Source organism: Polymorphobacter megasporae (assembly GCF_018982885.2).
Lineage (GTDB): Bacteria > Pseudomonadota > Alphaproteobacteria > Sphingomonadales > Sphingomonadaceae > Polymorphobacter_B > Polymorphobacter_B megasporae.
On record NZ_CP081848.1, the window covers coordinates 2,540,807 to 2,560,497 of the forward strand.

Sequence of the window (19,691 nt, forward strand, 5' to 3'; positions counted from 1 at the left end):
TATCAAGAGCAATGCGCTGGCTCCTTTTCACGACGCTGATCCCCGCCGCGCTGGCTGCGCAGCCTATCCCGTCGCCAGTCGATGCGGTCGATCCGATGATCGGGACCGGCGGCGAGGGCCACACCTTTCCCGGAGCGACCGCGCCGTTCGGCATGGTTCAGTTGTCGCCCGACACCGACACGAGTTGTGAAATCCGCGCGTGCTACGGCCACGCCGCCGGCTATCGCTACGAGGATCCGACGATCGAGGGGTTCAGCCACACGCATTTCTCCGGCGCGGGACATTCCGACCTCGGCGATACCCTCGTCATGCCGGAGGTCGGAGCCTCGGTGAAGCTCGACCCCGGTGACCCGAAGAAACCCAACTCGGGGTATCGCTCGCGCTTCAGCCACGCGACGGAGGTCGCGCACCCCGGCTATTACGCGGTGACGCTCGCCGACAGCGGCGTCCGCGCCGAACTGACCGCGGGAACGCGGATCGGCGTTCATCGCTACACCTTCCCTGTTGAACAGGCCGCGCACCTCGTCATCGATCTGCGCTCGTCGCTGTATAACTATCCGGGCAAGATCCTGTGGGCGGGGCTCCATCTGCGGCCCGACGGCACGCTGACCGGGTTCCGCGAGACGCGCGGCTGGGCTTCCGGGCGCAAGTTGTTCTTCGCGATACGTTTCTCGGCCCCGCTCACCGGTCACGCCTTCGTCGATCGCGAGATCAATATCACCTACAAAGGCTTCCAGGGACCAAGTCGCGGCAGCGACGACCTCGCCGAGAAGCTCGGGCGCGCGCTCGAGGCGCGGCTCGACTTCGGCGTCCTGGCCAAGCCGCTTGAGGTCAAGGTCGCGCTGTCGGGGGTCGACGAGGCGGCGGCGGTGGCGAACCTCGCCGAGCCCGGCGACTTCGACGCGGTCCGGGCGCGGACGACGGCGGCGTGGGCGACCGCGCTCGGGGCGGTGCAGATCGATGCCCCCGCGCCGATGCGGACGAGCCTCTACACCGCGCTGTATCACGCGCTGCTCGCGCCGAGCGTGTGGAGCGATGCCGATGGGCGGTATCGCGGCCCCGATGATCAGGTGCATCAGGCGACCGGCTTCACCTTCCGCTCGACCTTCTCGTTGTGGGACACGTTCCGCGCCGAGCATCCGCTGCTGACGCTGATCCAGCCTGCGAGCATGACCGTTGATGTCATTGATTCGCTTGTCGCCAGCCGCGAGGAAAGCCCGTACGGGATCCTGCCGGTGTGGCAGTTCGCTGGGCGCGAGACGTGGACGATGATCGGCTATCACGCCGCTCCGGTGATCGCCGACGCCTACCTCAAGGGCCTGCGCGGCTTCGATGCCGACGCCGCGCTCGATGCGATGGTCGCGAGCGCGACCTATGCGCCGTACGGCGGGCTCGGCGAATATATGAAACGCGGCTATGTCCCGATCGACAAGGAGCCCGAGGCGGCGTCGAAGACCGTCGAATATGCCTATGACGACTGGTCGATCGCGCGGATGGCGCGGGCGATGGGGCGGACCGAGGTTGCCGACCGCTTCGACAAGCGCGCCGCGAACTGGCGCAACAGCTTTGACGCGAAGACCGGCTGGCTGCGGGCGCGACTGTCGACGGGCGCCTTCCGCACGCCGTTCGACCCGGCGGCGATCGACTATGGCTCGGACTATACCGAGGGCAATGCGTGGCAATATAGCTGGTTCGTGCCGCAGGACGAGGCGGGGCTGATCACCGTTCTCGGCGGCGATGCCAAGGCGATCGCCAAGCTCGACGCGATGTTCGACTTCGACACGTCGAAGGTCGACTACAGCCATTCCGAGGACATCTCCGGAATGATCGGCCAGTATATCCACGGCAACGAACCGAGCCACCACGTCGCCTATCTCTATGATTTTGCTGGCGCGCCGTGGCGGACGCAGGCGCGGCTCGCGCAGATTGTCGCGTCGCAATACAAGCCGGCGCCCGACGGCCTCGCCGGCAACGACGACCTCGGGCAGATGTCGGCGTGGCTCGTGTTCACCGCGCTCGGTTTCTACCCCGTCGCGCCGGGATCGAACCAATATGTCATCGGGCGTCCGTTTGTGGACGCGGCGACACTGACGTTGCCGGATGGGAAGCGCTTCGTCGTCCGCGCCGATGGGGTGACGGCGGCCAATCGCTATGTCGCGAGCGTCACCTTGAATGGTGCGCCGCTGACGCGGAGCTACATCACCGACGCCCAGGTCCGGGCGGGGGGCGAGTTGCACTTCGTCATGGGGCCGGTGCCGGACAAGGCGTGGGGCAGCAGCGTTGCGGCGCGTCCGTTCTCGATGTCACGCGCAGCGACGGCGGGGCGGTGAACGCTATATAAATCGTCATCCCCGCGAAGGCGGGGACCCATCACCCAAAATGTCGGGGTGATGGGTCCCGCCTTCGCGGGGATGACGGCTTATATTGACGGCTCACAATGACGGGATAAGACGACGGCATCGCTCGATCCGCTAACCTGCTGAGGTTACGAGACCCCCAAGCCAGGTGTCGACCATCGCCCGCGCCGCCGCCGCGGTCGTCGCCCCATACTCCTGCGTCTCGCGCCGCAGCGCTTCCGCCTCGATCCCGTGCCCCGCAAGATCATCGGCATTCCCTTCCAGCCAATGCTCGAACTCGACCAGGTCGATCTCGGGGTGGAACTGAAGCGCAAGGACAGTGTCGCCGATCTTGAATGCCTGCTGCGAACACAGCGGGGTCGATGCGAGGCCGACGGCCCCGGCGGGCAGATCGAAGGCGTAGCCGTGCCAGTGCAGCACCTGCAGGCCTTCGAGGACGGCGATCGGCGAGGCGCGGCCCGCGTCGTTCAGCGTCAGGGGGATCCAGCCGATCTCGAACTGCGGCGCGCGGCCGACGCTCGCCCCGAGCGCCTGCGCGATCAGCTGTGCGCCGAGGCAGATGCCGAGCGTCGGGCGTCCCGCCGCCAGTCGCCGGGTGATCGCTGCCCGTTCGCTCGCCAGCCACGGGTAGAGATCGACCTGATCGACATTCATCGGGCCGCCGAGGACGACGAGCAAATCGGTGTCGAGCGCATCCTCGGGGCGAAGCCCTTCGACCGGCACGTCGACGTAGCGGATCGTGTAACCCCTCGCCTCGATCGGGGCGGCGAGCACGCCGAGGTCCTCGAAATCGAGGTGGCGGAGGGCGAGGCAGCTCTTCATCGACGTCGGCAGGCCAGCGTCACTTCGACAGGTCCTTAAACACCGACAGATAATAAGTGATCGCCGGGGCGATGTTCGCGACCGGCTCGCGCTCGTTCAGGCCATGAGCAAAGTCGTCCGAGCCCTTGAGAAATAATGGACTAGCACCGTAGCTGTCGACGTGGTGGTACCGGAACCACATGCTGTCGCTTGCCCCCGACGCCTGGCTCGGGAACACCGGTACGCCCGGATAAACCGTGTTGAGACCGCGCGTCACCGCGCCGATGAAGTCGGCGCGCATCGGCGAGGCGGCGCTGGCGACCGACCCCTCGCTGACGTCCTTGAACTGGACGACGGGCTCGGCGGCGACCCGCGACAACTCCGCCATGATATCGGCGGGCTTATGGCCGGGGAAGATGCGGCAGTTGATGTTCGCCGTCGCGCGCTGCGGCAGCGCGTTGAGCGCGTGGCCGCCGTTGATCATCGTCGCGACGCACGTCGTGCCGATTGAGCCGACGGTCTCGGGGTCGGCGGTCAGCGTCGCGATCGCCGCGGGGTCGGCAGGATTGGCGGCGAACGCGCGCATCGCCGCGCCGGTCGCCGGGGCTGCGTACTTCGCCGCCTCGACGAAATAAGCGCGGGTCAGGTCGCTGACCTCGGGCTTGAAGTGATACGCACCGATGCGGACAAGCGCCTGCGACAGCTGGACGATCGCGTTATCGGGGCGAGGCGTCGACGAGTGGCCGCCGGCGTTGGTCACGGTGAGTTCGAAGTCGGCGTAGGTCTTCTCGGCGCCGTTCCACGTCCAGTAGAGCGGCTTGCCGGTCTTCTCGTCGAGCGCGCCGCCGCCGCCGTCGATGTTGAGGACGAGATCGGCGTTCGACAGCTTTTCGGCGATGATGCCCGAGGTCTTCATCACCGTCTCCTCGTCGCCCGAGAATTCGATGATGATGGTCCGTTTCGGGTGGTAGCCCTCGCGGCGCAGTTCGATCAGCGACGCGATGGCGATGGTGCCGTCGAGCTTCATGTCGCTCGCGCCGCGTCCGTAGAGATAGCCGTTCTCGACGACGGGGGTGAACGGGTCGCGCTTCCAGTCGGCGGGGATCGCCTCGACGACGTCCATGTGCCCGGAGATGACGAGCGGCTTTAGCTTCGGGTCGGAGCCCGGCCATGTCGCGATCAGGTAGCTGGTATCGTCGACCGGGGTGATCTCGACGTCGCTATCGCGGAAGCCGCCGGCGACGAGCGCTTTCTTGTAGAGCGCGGCGACCTCGTTGGTCTTGTTGCCCGGCCCGCGCACCGAGCGGAGCGAAATCGCCGACTTGGCGAGGTCGAGCGCCTGTGTCTCAGCCTGCGGGTGCGCCGGCGGGACCGCCATGGCACTCGTCGCGAGCATCGCCGCCACTAGTCCGGTTATCACCGTCGATCGCATCTGTCTGGCTCCACACGATAAAGCCGCGATTAGACGCGAGTCTGTCGTGCGGGACAACAGATGACCTACAATTGCCGCTGCGGCTTGCGACATTCGGGCGGTTGCGTCGCAGGCGCTCGAGCGTTCATACTCTCGGCGGCGGGGCCAAATTGCGTTCGACGCGTTCACGCCGCGCCAAATCCAAGGATCAGTCGTGCAGAATTTTCTCGTCGCCGAGAGCGAGACCCGTGAGGAGCGCGATGAGCGCCGGCGCGCGGCCGGAAAGAGCGCGGGTGAGACCTACGCCGCCACGCTGGAACAAATTCAGCCCGGCTGCTCGATCACGATCGTCGCGCCCGCCGATGCCGATGCCGTCGAGTATGATGCGAGCCACCTTCGGACGTTCGACGCCGTCTTCGTCACCGGGTCGCCGATCCATGTCTACGACGACACGCCGGAGGTGCGCCGCCAGATCGCGTTCATGCGGTCGGCGTTCGCCTCGGGGACGCCGTCGTTCGGGTCGTGCGCCGGGCTCCAGCTTGCGGTCGTTGCCGCCGGGGGCAAGGTCCGCGAAATGCCGGAGCGGATGGAGGCGGGGATTGCGCGGCGGATCACGGCAACCGAGGCGGGCCGAGATCACCCGCTGCTGAAGGGCCGGGCAGCGAGCTGGGACGCGGCGGCGATCCACGGCGACGAGGTCGAGGCCTTGCCCGAAGGCGCGATCCTGCTGGCGAGCAACGGCGTCACACGCGTCCAGGCGGCCGAGATCCGCCACGACGGCGGCGTCTTCTGGGGCGTCCAATATCATCCCGAGCTCGCGCTCGGCGAGATCGCCGTAGCGCTGCGCCGTCAAGTCGACAGCCTCGTCGCGGCGGGGCTGGCGGACAATGCAGACGATGTGAATCTGCGCGCCGACCAGCTGACCGCGCTTCACCGCGATCCGGGTCGTCGCTCGCTGCGCTGGATGCTGGGGGTCGACGCGCAGCTTGCCGAGGAGAAGCTGCGACGGACTGAGCTAAGCAATTTCCTCGCGAACCTGCCGTCGCTCACGCCGACTGAGAACCGCAGTCAAAGCCGCGTCGACGAAGTCGTATGACGGTCCAGACCGTGGCACCGAACGAGGTTTCGCGATCACCGGTCGCGCCGCTCGGTCGCACCTTGACCTTCGGTATGGCGGTGGCGGCGGGTCTGGCGGTCGCGAATATCTATTACAACCAGCCGATGCTCGGAGTGATCGAGCGCGACCTACCGGGGGCGGCGATCACCTTCGTCCCGACCGCAACGCAGATCGGCTACGCCCTTGGCTTGTTCTTGCTGGTCCCGCTCGGCGACCTGATCGAGCGCAAGCGGCTGATCGTGCTCCAGTTCATCGCGCTCGCGGTCGCGCTGGCGCTGACGGCGATCGCGCCCAATGCCGCTTCGGTCGTGGTCGCGTCGATCTTCGTCGGCATCGCGGCGACAGTGGCGCAGCAGATCGTGCCGCTCGCCGCGCATCTGTCGCCGCCCGAACGTCGCGGCGCGACGGTCGGCACGGTGATGGCGGGGCTGTTGTGCGGAATCCTGCTCAGCCGGACGCTCGCGGGCTTCGTTGCGGACCATGCGGGGTGGAGGATTATGTTCTGGCTTGGCGTGCCGCTGGCGCTCGGGGCGGCGGCGATGATGGCGATGCTGCTGCCACGGAGCGAGCCTGACGGCGGCCTCAGCTATGTCGGGCTGATCCGCTCGCTCGGCGGGTTGTGGCGCGAGTTCGGCTCGCTGCGCCGCGCGGCGATCACGCAAGGCTGCCTGTTCGCCGCGTTCAGCGCGTTTTGGACGATCCTCGCGCTGCGGTTGCAACAGCCGCCCTTTGGCCTCGGTGCGCAGGTCGCCGGGCTGTTCGGTGTCGTCGGCGCGGTCGGCGTGCTGGCTGCCCCGATCGCGGGGCGCATCGCCGACCGGCGCGGCCCGCGCCCGGTGATCCTGCTCGGCGCCGCGCTGACACTGACCGGCTGGGCGATCTTCGGCTTTTGGGCATCGATCGCGGGTATGATCGCCGGCGTCGTCGTTCTCGATTTCGGGGTGCAGAGCGCGCTCGTGTCGAATCAGCACATCATCTACGCGCTTCGTCCTGAGGCGCGGGCGCGGATAAACACGATCTTCATGGGGGCGATGTTCGTTGGGGGAGCCGCCGGTTCGGCGGCGGCGACGCTGGCGTGGCAGCGGGGCGGTTGGACCGCTGTTTCGGTAATCGGTGCGGCCTTTGCATGCGCCGGTCTGCTGACGCAACTGATCGCATTTCCCAAGGACCGCTGACCCGCGCAGGTCGATGACGCCCGGCAGCGCGGCGGGCAGGCGGAGCTTCGGCTGAACTGTTCACGCTGCGAAAGCAAAGATAGATGTAACGCGCGACGACCAATGCTCAGGCGACGCGCCGGTTAGCAAAGGGTGGTGCTCGATACACGATCGGCCGGCTCTTCGTTGGCGAAGAACCGGCCGATCTATCGATGCTTTGTCGTCGCGTGGCCAGACGTTTCCGAACGCGCTGGCCCCGCCAAGTAATCGCTTATGCGGCGGCCGTTAGCGCAGCGCCATTACGGCGGCGGAGCGTGGCGCCCACGATACCGAACCCAGCAACCAGCATGACCCACGTCGAGGCTTCCGGAACATCGGACGCAATCGCCGTAGCGATATTGGCGCGACCAAATTCACCGTCGGAGGCGACGTAGAAGCCGTAGGTATCACCTGCGTGCACCCGGAAGCGAAGGACGCCGCTTACCGAAGTGCCGTTCGGGGCCTTCTCTGGCGAGAGCTGCTTAAATGCGCCGTTGATGTAATATCCGGCGGGATCGTAGAACGAGCCGGCAAGGTCGTTCGTCGTGTAGGTATATGTCGCCTTATAGCCCTGCGTCGCCGTTGCGAGTCCGGTGTAGCCGGAGATGTTGCCTCCGGTCTTATTGTCTGAGCCGAAGAGATCGAAATTCGTCGAGTCACCGGTGACATAACCGTCGCCGCCATTGGTATTGTTCAGTATAAACGTCGTCGCTGCTGCCGCGGGCGTCGCCGCCAAAATCGCTGCCATTGCCAAAGCGCCGCAGGCGGTTACGAGTTTAACGGTCATCGACACCCTCCAATTGAAATCTACCCCCGTCGCGACTTTAATCGTTTTTCCGCGCGGTGATGGGAGATGACCCATGATTAATTATGCTGGCAAGCGGAATCTTGCCGCATGCATTATTTTGGGCAATATCCGTCGCGTCCCGATGGGGCCGCTGATATGATGCGCTGGTCGTTTCGGTTAACGGCCGCAGGTTTTGGGGCTGGTACGATCGGCAAATGACAGCGACCGCCCTGCAAACATCCGCCGATTCAGCCGCTCTCGCTGCGCCCGTGGTCGCACCGATGTCGCTCGACGAACTGGTCGAACAGCATGGGCTCGTTACCGGCGAGACGCTGGTTCGCGCGCGACTCGTCCAGGCCGAGACTGGCGAGCGCTTCGCAGCGATCCTGACCCGGTTGGGGCTGGTCTCCGAGGCGGCGCTCGCATCGGCTGCGGCACAGGCAACCGGGCTGCCGCTCGCCGCCGCGGTCGATTTTACCGGGCTCCCGGTCGCTGTCGACCGCGTCTCCGAACGCTTTCTGCGTGAGTTCAAGGCAGCCGTGCTGCGCGTCGACGACGGCGGTTGCAGCGTCGCGGTCGTCGACCCGTTCGACCCGTATCCGGTGTCGGCGATCGCACTCGCGCTCGGCCTCCGGGTGCGCGTCTCTATCGGGCGAAGCAGCGACATCGAGTCGGCGATCGACCGCGCTTATGGCCCGGCGACGGCGGCCGGGGTCGCGATCGACGATGCCGCCGACGAGGCCGACCTCGAACGCCTCAAGGACCTCGCCAGCGACGCCCCGGCGATCCGCGCGATCAACCGGCTGATCACCGGCGCGGTCGAGCAGCGATCGTCGGATATCCACCTCGAGGCGACCGAGGACGGCATCGTCGTCCGCTTCCGCATCGACGGCGAGATGCGGACCGTCGAGACGCTCCCGGCGGCGATGCGCGCGCCTTTGGTGTCGCGGATCAAGGTCATGGCCGGGCTCAACATCGCCGAGCGGCGCCTGCCGCAGGACGGGCGGCTGCGGCTGGCGGTGCGCGGCCACGACATCGACCTGCGCGTCGCCACCTCGCCGACGATCAACGGCGAAAGCGCGGTGCTGCGGCTGCTCGACCGGTCGAACCTGACGCTCGATTTCGCGGCGCTCGGCTTCGATCCGGCGGTGCTGGTCAAGTTACGCGACACCTTGGCGCTGCCCAACGGGATCGTCCTGTCGACCGGGCCGACCGGCAGCGGCAAGACGACGACGCTGTACGCCGCGCTGAGCGAGCTCAACGCGCCGAGCCGCAAGATCCTGACGATCGAGGACCCGATCGAATACCGGCTCGCGGGGATCAACCAGATGCAGGTCAACCCGACGATCGGGCTCGACTTCGCCACCGCGCTGCGATCGTTCCTGCGGCAGGACCCCGACGTCATCATGGTCGGCGAAATCCGCGACATCGAGACCGCGCAGGTCGCGGTGCAGGCGGCGCTGACCGGGCACATGATCCTGTCGACGCTCCACACCAATACCGCCGCGAGCGCGGTGACGCGGCTGCTCGACATGGGGGTCGAGCCGTTCCTGATCGCGTCGACGCTGAGCGCGGTGCTCGCGCAGCGCCTCGTCCGCCGCCTGTGTCCTACCTGCCGCGAGGCGTATGATCCCCCGGTCCCGGTCGGGGACGTGACGACGCTGTACCGCGCGGTCGGCTGCGCCGAGTGCGACCACACCGGCTATCGCGGGCGGATCGCGCTGGTCGAATTCCTCGTCATCGATCCGGTCATCGCCAAGCTCGTCCTTGCCCGCGCCGAGGCCCGCGACATCGCCGCCGCCAGCGCCGCGACGTCGATGTACGCCGATGGCATCGCCAAGGCGCGCGCCGGGCTGACGACGATCGAAGAGGTTCTCCGCGTCACCCGCGAGAACGGCGAATGACGAGCTTTCGCTACCGCGCGGCGACGGCGGGCGGTGAACTCCAGACCGGGTCGGTCGAGGCGCTGTCGCGTGCTGCCGGGATCGACCAGCTCCGCCGCACCGGGCTCGCGCCGATCGAGCTCGTCGCGGTGCGCACTCCCGCGGTCGTGGCGCGGGTGCGGAGCAGCGCGGCATCGCGCAGCGCCGTCGCCACCGCGGTCGGCGAACTCGCGGTGCTGCTCGGTGCGGGGCTGACGCTCGACCGCGCGCTCGCGGTGTGCGTCGATAATATCGAGCGCCCGGCGGAGAAGGCGGCGTTCGCCGCGCTGTATCGCCGGGTCAAGGAGGGCGTGCCGCTGTCGCGCGCGATGGCCGACAGCGGGCGGCTGTTCCCGCCGATGGCGGCAGCGATGGCCGAGGCGGGGGAGTCGAACGGGCGCCTCGACGAGGCGCTGGCCAAGCTCGGCGACACGCTCGAACGGACCGAGGCGCTGCGGCGGACGGTGTCGGCGGCGATGATCTACCCGGCGTTGCTGCTCGTCATCGCCACCGGGGTGATCCTGATGATGCTGCTGTTCGTCGTGCCGCAGTTCGAGGGGCTGTTCGGCGATGCCGGCGCGGCCCTGCCGCCGACGACGCGCGTCGTGGTTGGCATCAGCCACGTCGTCCGCGACGGCGGCCTTGCGATCGTCGCGGCGCTCGTCATCGCCGTGTGGCTGGTGTCGGTCTGGCTCCGCCGCCCGGCGAGCCGCGCCGCGCTCGACCGCGTCGTTCTGACGCTGCCGGTGATCGGGCGGCTGGTGACGTCGGTCGAGATCGGGCGCTTTGCCCGCGTCCTCGGCAGCCTCGTCGACGGCGGCGTGCCGCTGCCCGAGGCGCTGGCGATCTCGCGGCGGTCGGTCGCCAATTCGACGCTCGCGGCGATGGTCGGGCGGGTCGCGCTCGGGCTGAAGCAGGGCGGGGGGCTGACTGCGTTGCTCGCCACCGAGGCAGCATTTCCGCGTGCGTCGCTCAGCTTCGTCCGCACCGGCGAGGAAACCGCGCGCCTCGGCCCAATGCTCGCGCGGCTCGCCGATGTTCTCGACCGCGAGGTCCGCGCGCGCCTCGAACGCCTCATCGCCATTCTTACGCCGTTGATTACCGTCGTCATGGGGGCCATCGTCGCCACCGTGATCGCGTCGATCATGACGGCGATCCTCGGCTTCAACGATCTGGCACTTACTTCATGAAATCACGCACACGGCGGGCCGACAGCGGCTTCACCCTCCTCGAACTCCTCGTCGTGCTGGCGATCATGGGGCTGCTCGCGGCGATCGTCGGGCCGCAGGTGCTCCGCTATCTCGGCTCGTCGCGGACGCAGGCGGCGAAGATCCAGATCGAGAACATCACCGCCTCGCTCGACCATTTCCAGCTCGACGTCGGGCGCTATCCGACCGCCGAGGAGGGGCTCGACGCGCTGATGACTGCGCCCGCGACCGCGCCGAACTGGAACGGGCCGTACCTCAAGAAGCCGAGCGCGCTGGTCGATCCGTGGGGCCACAAATATCTGTTCGCGGTCCCCGGCAAGCACGGTGACACCGACGTCTGGACGCTCGGGTCGGACAATGCGCCCGGCGGCACCGGCGAAGCGCGCGATGTCGGCAACTGGTAGGCCGGATATCGGCGAGGGCGAATCGGGGCAGACATTGCTCGAGATGCTCGTCGTCATCGGCATCCTCGGGCTGGTCGTCGGATTGATGTTCCCCGCGATGATCGCGCCGCTCCGGCGCGCCGAATTCGACCGCAGCCGGAGCGAGCTGGTCGGCGACCTGCGCCGGGCGCGCGCGGTCGCGGTGCGCGGCGGCGTGCCGGTCGCGGTGTCGCTGAGCGACGACGGGCGCGGTTATTCGTGGAACGGCGTGCCGGTGGTCCTGCCGCTGCGGGTGCGGATCGGCGGCGACCCGTCAGTCGTGTTCTACGGCGACGGCTCGTCGACCGGCGGAGCGCTGGCGATCGCGAGCGCGACCCGGCGCGGGGCGGTCCGGGTCAATGCTGCCGGCATCGCCACCATTTCGTGAACCGTGCCCGCTCCCATGACGATGGCTCGGTATTGATCGAGGCGATGGTCGCGGTCGCGATCATCGCGGCGGTGCTCGCGGTCACCTATCGCAGCCTTGGCGAAAACGCGCTGCGCCTTCGCGCGGCGGATTCGGCGCGCACCGCGACGATGATCGCGCAGTCGCGGCTGGCGGCGGTCGGCAGCGATATTCCGCTCGCACCGGGGGAGACCGACGGCACCGACGGCGCATTTGCGTGGACCGTCACGATCGATGCCGAGCCCGCTGCCGCAAGCACGTCGGGCAATTTGCTCCGCGTCTCGGCGCGGGTTCGCGACATCGACGGGCGGGCCGACCGCGCGCGGCTCGACACCCTGCGCCTCGCGACGGTCCGGTGACCAAGAGTGAGCACGGTTTCACGCTGGTCGAGATGCTCGTCAGCCTTGCGCTGCTCGGGCTGGCGGCGACGATGATGGCGACGGGATTTGCCTCGGCGACGCGGCTGACGCGCTCGAACGAGGCGCGGACGGTGGCGGCCGAGACGGTCGCGGCGGCGCAGTCGGGGTTGCGCGACCGGATCGAGCGGCTGCGCCCGGCGACGCGCTTCGACGGAGCCGCGCTCGCTGCCGATTTCGACGGCGGCCCGACATCGATGACCTTTGTCGCTTTGCCGCCGATCGCCGAACGGCCGTCGCCGCAACGCCGTTTCCATCTCGAAGTCGATGAGAACGGCGGCCTCGTCCTCGATGACGGTCAGGCGGCGCTGCTTTCGGGTGTGGCGGATCTGCGACTTGCCTATTTTGGACCCGACGCCACCGGTGTCTTGCACTGGACCGACGACTGGAGCGCGCGTCCGACCGCGCCCGAAGCCATCCGCATCGACGTGACCTTTGCGCCCGGCGACCGGCGGCGGTGGCCCGAAATGATCGTCCGCCCGGCAACGACGGTCGACACGACGTGCGTCCTCGACACCAACACCGGCAAGTGCCGGGGCCGGTCATGACACTGGCGGACGGTACGGTGGCAGAGGCGTGGCGGGTGACCGTCGCCGCGGTCGACTGGTGGCTTGCCGAACTCGGCGCGCTGCTCCCTGCGGACGTCAGGCGGTATCTGGGGCGTGGCCCGGCGCTGACGGCGGAGGCTCGTCCCGGCGGCTTCCGGCTGGCGCGGCGCGGGGCCGAGGTCGCAGCGTCGCCGCGCGGGCAGAAGGTGACGCTGCTCCTGCCGCGCGACCGGCTGCTGATCCGCGAGGTGCCGGCGGCGGCGCTCCCCGAGGCCGACCTGCGCCGGATGCTGACGCTCGACATCGACCGGCTGACGCCGTTTCGCGCCGACGAGGTGCTCGTCGCGGTCGCTTTTCCCCCGCCGGCGGCGAGCGGGAAGCGCTTGGCATACGTCGCTGCGGTCCCGCGAGCGGTGGCGGCGCTGGCGATCGGCGAGGCCGCAGCCGCTGGGATGACGCCGCTTGCGATCGGCGTCGAGGGCGCGGCGGCGGCGGCGATGGACTTCGACTTCATGCCCGCTGCGCGCGCCGCCGGGATCGCGCCGCCGCGACGCGACGCGACATGGCTATGGGCCGCGGTCGGGGTGCTGGCCTTGATCAACCTCGGCATTGCGATCGAGCTGGATAGCGCCGCAACCGATCGGCTCGCCGGGCAGGTCGAGGCGCAACGCATCTTGCTCAGCCCGGTTATCGCTGCACGGTCGCGGGTGCAGGCTGAGGACAAGGCGCGTCGGGGGCTGATCGCGCGGCGCGTGCACGCCGAGCCGCTGCACGTCCTCGATGCGGTGACGCGCGCACTGCCCGACGGCGCGTGGGTCGAACGCTACGCGTGGGATGGACGCACCTTGCGTCTCTCGGGAGCGCGGCAGGATGGGGTCGATGTCGTCGCCGACCTGCGCCGCGTGCCGGGGTTCGCGCATGTCCGCGACCTCGCCACCGACGCCCCGCTGTCTTCCGCCGCGGGCCAGCGTTTCGATGTCGCGGTGGACTTGGGCGCAGCGCGATGAACCAATGGTCGCCGCGCGAACGCCGCCTCGTCGCCGTAGGCATCCTCGTCGCGCTGCTTGTGCTGGCGGTGTTCGGCGTCATCCTGCCGATCGCCAGCGGTTTCTCCGATCGCGCAGACCAGCGCGAGCAGCTTGCCGACGACCTCGACCGCGGCGACCGGTTGCTGGCGTCGCGCGCGTTCTGGCTCGCCGCCGCAGCCCGGCAACGTGCAGACCGCACCCGTTATGCGATCGTCGCGCCGAACGCGGGTGCGGCCACCGAGCTTGCCACCGAACGCGCGACCGCCGTGATCCACGCGACCGGCGGCGAGGTCCGCACGATCCGCGAGCAGCCGTCGACCCCCGACACTAGCCGCCTGCGTGTCGAGGCGAGGCTGAGCTTGACGCAACTCGTTGCCGCCTTAAGAATATTTGAATTGGGGCAGTTCACGCCCGTCATTGAAGCGGTATCGATCGATGCGGGCCAGGCGTCGGGCGCGGGGAGACTGGCACCGATGGAAGTCCGGATCGACCTTGCCTACCGCCATGTTCCCGCGCTTTGAAGTTGCCCCGGTGCCGGCGGCGCTTGCCGTGGCGCTGACGGCGTTGCTCACTGCGCAACTGCTTTACAATCCGCCTGCGATCGAAACCGTCACGTCGGGCGCGGCGCACTGGCTGCCCCCGGTGGCGATCACCGCGCCGCTGCCCTCAGCCGATGCGATCGAGGCGCGGCCGTTGTTCAATCCGACCCGGGGCGCGGCCGCCGCCGCCGACCGGGCCGACAGCGCAGCGGCGACGATCGACGGCTTTACGCTCGTCGGGGTCGCCAGCCGCGGCCGTCGTGCCGTGGCGGTGTTGCGCGGTGCCGATGCTACGATCCACACCGTTGGGCCGGGTCAGCAACTCGTTGGCTGGACGCTCGATGCGGTGCGTCCGGACTCGGTCGTTCTTGTCCGCGGCGACGAACGCCGGACGATCGCCGTCGGGGCGACCGCGACCAAGGGACCAGACCAGTGACTGTGCGTAGGACGATCGGCGGCGCTATGGTCGTGATCTTGCTCGGCGGTACCGTCGCGGCAATTGGCCAGCCGGTCATAGTGACGGCTCCCGATCCGACGGTGCGGTCGACGATCCTGACCGGGCAGGAGCGCGCCCCCGTCGTGGTGACGAACCCGGTGGCGACGGTCCATCCGGGCGACGTCAGCCTCAACTTTCCTAATGCCGACGTCCAGGCGGTCGCCAAGGCGGTTCTCGGGTCGATGCTCGGGCTCGAATATACCGTCGCGCCCGACCTGCACACGCCGATGACGCTGGTGACCCAGCGGCCGGTGTCGCGCGCCGATGTCCTGCGGCTGTTCGAAACCTCGCTGCTGACCGCCAATCTGGCACTGATCGCCCGCAACGGCGTCTATGTTATCCTTCCGATCGAGCAGGCGCGCGGGCAGGCGCCGGTCGTCGGTGCCGGCGACAGCGCCGCGTTCGCGTCGGAGACGATTCCGCTCAAGTTCGTCGCGTCGGACGAGTTGCGCCGCCTGATCGACCCGGTTTTGCCCAACGTCATCACGTCGGCGGCTCCCGGCAGCCTCGTCGTCGCGGGGACCGGCGGGCAGCGCGCGGCGGTCCGCAACCTCGTCCGCCAGTTCGACGTCGACTGGCTGCGCAACACCTCGTTCGCATTGTTCGTGCCGCAACGGACCGACAGCCGCCTGATCGTTCCCGCGCTCGACCGGCTGATCAACGCTAATGGTGCGCCGACCAAGGGCATGGTTCGGCTGGTGGCGATGGACCGGTTGAACGGTATACTCGCGGTGTCGACACAGCGGCAATATCTCGACGACGTCCAGCGCTTCGTCGAACTCCTCGACCGCGAGGGCGAATCGAGCGAGCGGCGGGTGTTCGTCTACCGCGTCCAGAACGGCCGCTCCGCCGACCTTGCCAAGGTATTGGCGAATGCATTCGGCGGGCGCGGCGGCAATGCAAGCGGCCGGGGCGACACGACGCGCGGCGGCGGCGATCCACTCTCCGGCCCGCGCGACGACTTCGCCATTCCCGGCGGCAATTCGGGTGGCGGTGCAGGGGCGGGCAGCGCCGGGTTCGGCAACAACGGTTCGGCCAATGGTGGCCCCGGCGGCGGCGCGGGCAGCGGCTTCGGCAGCCAGAACGGGACCGGCAGCACCGCGCAGAATCCGCTCGCCGGGGGCACGGCATCGTCCGGCAGTTCCGCAAATACCACCGTCGACATCAACTCCGACGACCTGCGCGCGCGGATCAGCAGCGACGAGACCAACAACGCGATCGTCGTCTTCGCCACGCCCCGCGACTATGCGGTCGTCGAGGACGCGCTGCGCAAGCTCGACGTCGTGCCGTACCAGGTGATGATCGAGGCGGCGATCACCGAGGTGACGCTGACCAACGCGCTGCGCTACGGCGTCCAGTGGAACTTCAACAGCGGCAAGACCAGCACGACGCTGTCCGAGGACCCGGCGGGCGCGATCGTCCGCACCTTCCCCGGATTTTCGTTCTTCTACGGCGGCAGTTCGATCATGGCGGCGCTCAACGCGCTCGAAAACCTGACCAAGATCAACGTCGTGTCGTCGCCGAAGCTGCTCGTGCTCAACAACCAGACCGCGGCGCTCCAGGTCGGCAACCAGGTGCCGATCATCACCGCGTCGTCGACCAGCACGATCGGCAGCAACTCGCCGATCGTCAATTCGATCGAATATCGCGACACCGGCATCATCCTCAAGATCACGCCGCGGGTGAACAGCAGCGGGCTCGTGCTGCTCGATGTCGCGCAGGAGGTCAGCGACGTCGTCGCGTCGCAGACCACGGGCATCAACTCGCCGACGATCTCGACGCGGCGGATTGCTACCTCGATCGCGGTGCAGGACGGCGAGGTCGTCGCATTGGGCGGGCTGATCAGCAACAACACAACCGATACCAAGGGCGGGCTGCCGTTCCTCAGCCACATCCCGGTGATCGGCGGGCTGTTGTTCGGCAACACCAACAAGCAGGTCGCGCGGACCGAATTGCTCGTCCTGCTGCGCCCGCGGGTCGTCCGCACCGTCGACGACGGGCGTGCGCTCGCCGACGAGATGCGCGCCAAGCTCGAAACGCTGCGCCCGCTGCTGACCCGCGGCAATGGCATCCCCTGACGCCGCCCACGGCGAGTCCGAGCGCGGCTATGCGATGGTCGCTGCGGTCGCTGCGATGGCGCTGTTTGCCCTGCTTGCGCTCGACGGGATCGGCATGGGGCGCGGTGCCGTCGCGGGTGCGAGCGCAGCGGTCGAGCATGCCCGCCTCGTGGCAGCGGCAAATGCGGGCACGGCGATTGCCGTCCACGGTCTCGGGCTGGTCGAAGCTCCACGGCGCTGGCAGCCGTCGAGCGAGCTCCACGTGGTCGACTTCGACGGCATGACAATGTCGATCACGGTCGAGGACGAGATGGCGAAGGTTCCGCTCAATTTCGTCCAAGCGCCCCGGATCAAGCGGCTGTTCGAACTCGCGGGTGTCCCGATCACCCAGGTCGACGGACTTGTCGCCGCTTTCCTTCGTTTGCGCGGCGATCCGATCGTTGGCAGCGGCGTGAGCCGCAGCACCTCGGTTCCGGCGGGCCTGACCGCGATCGACGAGTTGACCCTGCTCGACGGTATGACCCCAGCGATCTACGCGCGATTGGCGCCGGCGGTCACCGTGGCTGGAACGACACTCGCGTTCGATCCGCAAGATGCCGGCCCGCTCGCACGTGCCGTCATGTCGGCGGGCGCGACCACGCCGCAGGCAATCGAGCAGGTGGTTTCATCGGCCGATCGACAGCCGGCATTAACCACGGGCGAGGTGCGACGATATGGCCACTCACTCGCGATCCGCGTCGAAGTTGGCGATGGTGCCAACGGCCATTTCGTTCAGACGACCATCGTCGAGCTCACGGGCGTGGCCGGGCAGCCTTACCTCGTTCGGGCGCTGAGTTGACAATAAGCGACGCTCGCCAACCAAAGTTATTGCCGGTTCATAAATGCTTCGTTTTCTTAGTTGTAAGTCGCCAAGCGATCGGTAATCTTGATCGTGCGTGGTGTCGAAAAAGCTAACGGCGGTGCGCCTTCCGGGTGATCGAAACAGGGGACGAGCATAATGTCGATTAGTAGATTTGTTTCGCTGATGCTGTGCACGGCGGCGTGTGCAGCGCCAGCACTGGCATCGACCCAGATCGAGAAGGGTGCCGCAGTTTCCGTCGCCGGCGCGACGTCGCCGGTCGAGTTCGACGTCTTCCTGCCGTTGCGCAACCCGTCCGACCTCGAGCGTCTGCTGACCGCGCAACAGAATTCCGCCTCGCCAAGCTATCACAAGTGGGTTTCGCCGGCCGAATACGCTGCGCAGTTCGGCCCGACTGCGGCGACGATGGCGAGCGCCCAGGCAGCGGTGACGGCTGCCGGTCTGCAGGTGACGACGACGCAGATGCGCTCGTTCCACGTCACCGGCACCGTTGCCCAGGCGACCGCTTTGTTCGGCACCGGTTTCAAGAACGTCGTCACGACCGATGGGATCAACCACGTCGTCGCCAGCGGCCCGCTCGTGATGTCCGCCGCGCTTGCCGCGACCGGCGCGAAGGTTATCACCTTCGCTGGGTTGCCCGACAAGAAAACATTCTCGAAGCGGACGACGGCAGCGCTGCCGGACAACCGTTACGGGCCGGATGGCCCGTATTGGTACAATGACATGAAGCAGGCCTACGACTATCCGTCGTATCAGAGCTTCCTGCCGAATGGTGACCGTCTCGACGGCACCGGGGTGCACGCCGCGATTGTCATCTCGGACAAGGTTTACCCGAACGATCTCGCTGCGTTCTTCAACCACGAGCACTTCACCACGACGACCGGGAAGCCGGCTCCGACGGTCAACACAATCGACATCAACGGCGGCGGCGTCGTCGGCGGTGGTGGCTCGTTTGAGGCGAGCCTCGATGTCCAGCAGGTTCTCGGCGGTGCGCCGGGTGCAACGGCGACGATCGTCAGCATACCGAACCTGCAGGATAGCAATATCCAAGCGGCGTATCAGTACATCGTTGATTCGAATCTGTACGATGTCGTGAACTCGTCGTTCGGCGGCTGCGAAGCGCAATACACCGCTGCGTATAACGGCGGCACCGACTACACCTTCATCCTCCAGGCGTACGACGACATCTTCCGCCAGGGTAACGCAGAAGGCATTACCTTCGTCGCCAGCTCGGGCGACCAGGGTGGTCCGGCGTGCCCGTCGGCGAACTACGGCACCCCCGGCGCCAAGCCGAAGTTCGGCAAGGGCGTGTCGACACCGGCGACGTCGGTCTATGTCACTGCAGTCGGCGGCGGCAATCTGGTCACAGTGTCTGATGGGTCGCGTAACTCGACTTATGTCGGCGAGAATGGCTTCGGCGATCCGGAAGTCCCATACGACATCTACGGCCTCGGTCAGAATGTCAGCGGCGGCTATTGGGGTGCCGGTGGCGGCAAGAGCGTCGTCTCGCCGCGTCCGAGCTACCAGATCCCGATCAACACCGGATCGAACTTCCGCACGACGCCCGATGTCGGCATGCAGGTTGGTGGTTGCCCGAGCAGCGCGGTCCAGCCGTGCGGTCCGGATCGCAGCTCTGCGATCACGACATACCAGTCGGGTCTCGGCGGCGGTAACTACGGCGTGATCGGAACGTCGGTCTCGTCGCCGCAGTTCGTCGGTGCGCTCGCTCTGTACATCCAGAAGCAGGGCAAACGGGTCGGTAACATCAACCCGTATCTGTATCACTTCGGCCAGGTCCAGACCGTCATGGGTGGCGTGAACGCTCCTGCTGAATATCAGTTCTACCATCGCAACATTAAGGGCTTCGACGGTCTCTGGGCCGACGACTTCCCGAGCCAGAACTATAACTACATCAACGGCAATGGTACTCCGGATATTCGTAAGCTGTTCGGCTTCACCAACTTCGACTCGGCTGGAATTCCGCAGTCGGTGTCGAACCCGTAAGCTCGCAATGATCACGACCGATCGGTTGCTGATCGGTCGCGTTGACTAAATAGGGAGAGAGCGATCATCTTTGAGATCGCTCTCTCCCTTAGTGTTTTACACAAGCCGACGAACCCAAGT

General features: G+C 67.4%; 18 protein-coding genes. 15 read left to right on the top strand and 3 right to left on the bottom strand.

The window, feature by feature from the left end; genetic code table 11:
- Positions 1 to 11 precede the first annotated feature (11 nt).
- Positions 12 to 2,330: a GH92 family glycosyl hydrolase gene (locus KTC28_RS11880; RefSeq protein ID WP_216707387.1), complete on the top strand. Its 2,319-nt coding sequence runs from the start codon at positions 12 to 14 to the stop codon at positions 2,328 to 2,330.
- A 141-nt stretch (positions 2,331 to 2,471) separates the two neighbouring features.
- On the opposite strand, the gene KTC28_RS11885 is transcribed toward KTC28_RS11880, so the two are convergent.
- Together KTC28_RS11885 and KTC28_RS11890 are read right to left on the bottom strand one after the other, a co-directional pair.
- Entirely contained in the window at positions 2,472 to 3,179 is a 708-nt protein-coding gene (locus tag KTC28_RS11885) for a glutamine amidotransferase (RefSeq protein WP_216707388.1), read from the bottom strand.
- A gap of 19 nt (positions 3,180 to 3,198) precedes the next feature.
- The gene (locus tag KTC28_RS11890) at positions 3,199 to 4,590 is read right to left on the bottom strand and encodes a M20/M25/M40 family metallo-hydrolase (RefSeq protein WP_216707389.1); all 1,392 of its coding nucleotides are present in this window, start codon (positions 4,588 to 4,590) and stop codon (positions 3,199 to 3,201) included.
- Between the two features lie 193 nt (positions 4,591 to 4,783).
- Between KTC28_RS11890 and KTC28_RS11895 the strand changes: the two genes are divergently transcribed.
- Positions 4,784 to 5,665, top strand: a complete 882-nt coding sequence (locus KTC28_RS11895) for a type 1 glutamine amidotransferase (protein ID WP_216707390.1) — start codon at positions 4,784 to 4,786, stop codon at positions 5,663 to 5,665.
- Positions 5,662 to 6,861, top strand: coding sequence for an MFS transporter (locus KTC28_RS11900; protein ID WP_255601970.1), 1,200 nt, complete (start codon positions 5,662 to 5,664; stop codon positions 6,859 to 6,861). Before KTC28_RS11895 ends, KTC28_RS11900 begins: the two co-directional genes overlap by 4 nt.
- Positions 6,862 to 7,111: 250 nt before the next feature.
- Here KTC28_RS11900 and KTC28_RS11905 read toward each other — a convergent pair whose 3' ends face one another.
- Complete coding sequence (locus KTC28_RS11905; RefSeq protein WP_223132248.1) at positions 7,112 to 7,741, bottom strand: PEPxxWA-CTERM sorting domain-containing protein; 630 nt, start codon at positions 7,739 to 7,741, stop codon at positions 7,112 to 7,114.
- Positions 7,742 to 7,947: 206 nt separating this feature from the next.
- Here KTC28_RS11905 and KTC28_RS11910 point away from each other — a divergent pair, with 206 nt between their 5' ends.
- The 12 genes from KTC28_RS11910 to KTC28_RS11965 all read left to right on the top strand — a co-directional run bounded on the left by KTC28_RS11910 (position 7,948) and on the right by KTC28_RS11965 (position 19,571).
- The gene (locus KTC28_RS11910; protein ID WP_223132249.1) at positions 7,948 to 9,570 is read left to right on the top strand and encodes a GspE/PulE family protein; all 1,623 of its coding nucleotides are present in this window, start codon (positions 7,948 to 7,950) and stop codon (positions 9,568 to 9,570) included.
- The gene (locus tag KTC28_RS11915; RefSeq protein WP_216707393.1) at positions 9,567 to 10,778 is read left to right on the top strand and encodes a type II secretion system F family protein; all 1,212 of its coding nucleotides are present in this window, start codon (positions 9,567 to 9,569) and stop codon (positions 10,776 to 10,778) included. Before KTC28_RS11910 ends, KTC28_RS11915 begins: the two co-directional genes overlap by 4 nt.
- Positions 10,775 to 11,200, top strand: coding sequence for a type II secretion system major pseudopilin GspG (gene gspG, locus KTC28_RS11920; protein WP_216707394.1), 426 nt, complete (start codon positions 10,775 to 10,777; stop codon positions 11,198 to 11,200). Before KTC28_RS11915 ends, gspG begins: the two co-directional genes overlap by 4 nt.
- Complete coding sequence (locus KTC28_RS11925) at positions 11,154 to 11,606, top strand: GspH/FimT family pseudopilin (protein WP_216707395.1); 453 nt, start codon at positions 11,154 to 11,156, stop codon at positions 11,604 to 11,606. The genes gspG and KTC28_RS11925 overlap by 47 nt, the downstream gene beginning before the upstream one ends.
- Positions 11,603 to 11,983, top strand: a complete 381-nt coding sequence (locus KTC28_RS11930) for a hypothetical protein (protein WP_216707396.1) — start codon at positions 11,603 to 11,605, stop codon at positions 11,981 to 11,983. The genes KTC28_RS11925 and KTC28_RS11930 overlap by 4 nt, the downstream gene beginning before the upstream one ends.
- Positions 11,980 to 12,588 (top strand): prepilin-type N-terminal cleavage/methylation domain-containing protein, encoded by a 609-nt coding sequence (locus tag KTC28_RS11935; protein ID WP_216707397.1) that lies wholly within the window; start codon positions 11,980 to 11,982, stop codon positions 12,586 to 12,588. Before KTC28_RS11930 ends, KTC28_RS11935 begins: the two co-directional genes overlap by 4 nt.
- On the top strand, positions 12,585 to 13,595 hold the full coding sequence (locus tag KTC28_RS11940; RefSeq protein ID WP_216707398.1) for a PilN family protein: 1,011 nt from the start codon (positions 12,585 to 12,587) through the stop codon (positions 13,593 to 13,595). Before KTC28_RS11935 ends, KTC28_RS11940 begins: the two co-directional genes overlap by 4 nt.
- Positions 13,592 to 14,137, top strand: coding sequence for a hypothetical protein (locus KTC28_RS11945; protein ID WP_216707399.1), 546 nt, complete (start codon positions 13,592 to 13,594; stop codon positions 14,135 to 14,137). The genes KTC28_RS11940 and KTC28_RS11945 overlap by 4 nt, the downstream gene beginning before the upstream one ends.
- On the top strand, positions 14,121 to 14,591 hold the full coding sequence (locus KTC28_RS11950; protein WP_216707400.1) for a type II secretion system protein N: 471 nt from the start codon (positions 14,121 to 14,123) through the stop codon (positions 14,589 to 14,591). Before KTC28_RS11945 ends, KTC28_RS11950 begins: the two co-directional genes overlap by 17 nt.
- A complete protein-coding gene (gspD, locus tag KTC28_RS11955) occupies positions 14,588 to 16,729 on the top strand; it encodes a type II secretion system secretin GspD (RefSeq protein ID WP_216707401.1) in 2,142 nt (713 codons plus the stop codon). The genes KTC28_RS11950 and gspD overlap by 4 nt, the downstream gene beginning before the upstream one ends.
- The gene (locus KTC28_RS11960) at positions 16,716 to 17,546 is read left to right on the top strand and encodes a type II secretion system protein GspK (protein WP_216707402.1); all 831 of its coding nucleotides are present in this window, start codon (positions 16,716 to 16,718) and stop codon (positions 17,544 to 17,546) included. Before gspD ends, KTC28_RS11960 begins: the two co-directional genes overlap by 14 nt.
- A gap of 159 nt (positions 17,547 to 17,705) precedes the next feature.
- Positions 17,706 to 19,571 carry a S53 family peptidase gene (locus tag KTC28_RS11965; protein WP_216707403.1) on the top strand — a complete coding sequence of 622 codons (1,866 nt, stop codon included), beginning with the start codon at positions 17,706 to 17,708 and terminating at the stop codon, positions 19,569 to 19,571.
- Positions 19,572 to 19,691 lie beyond the last annotated feature (120 nt).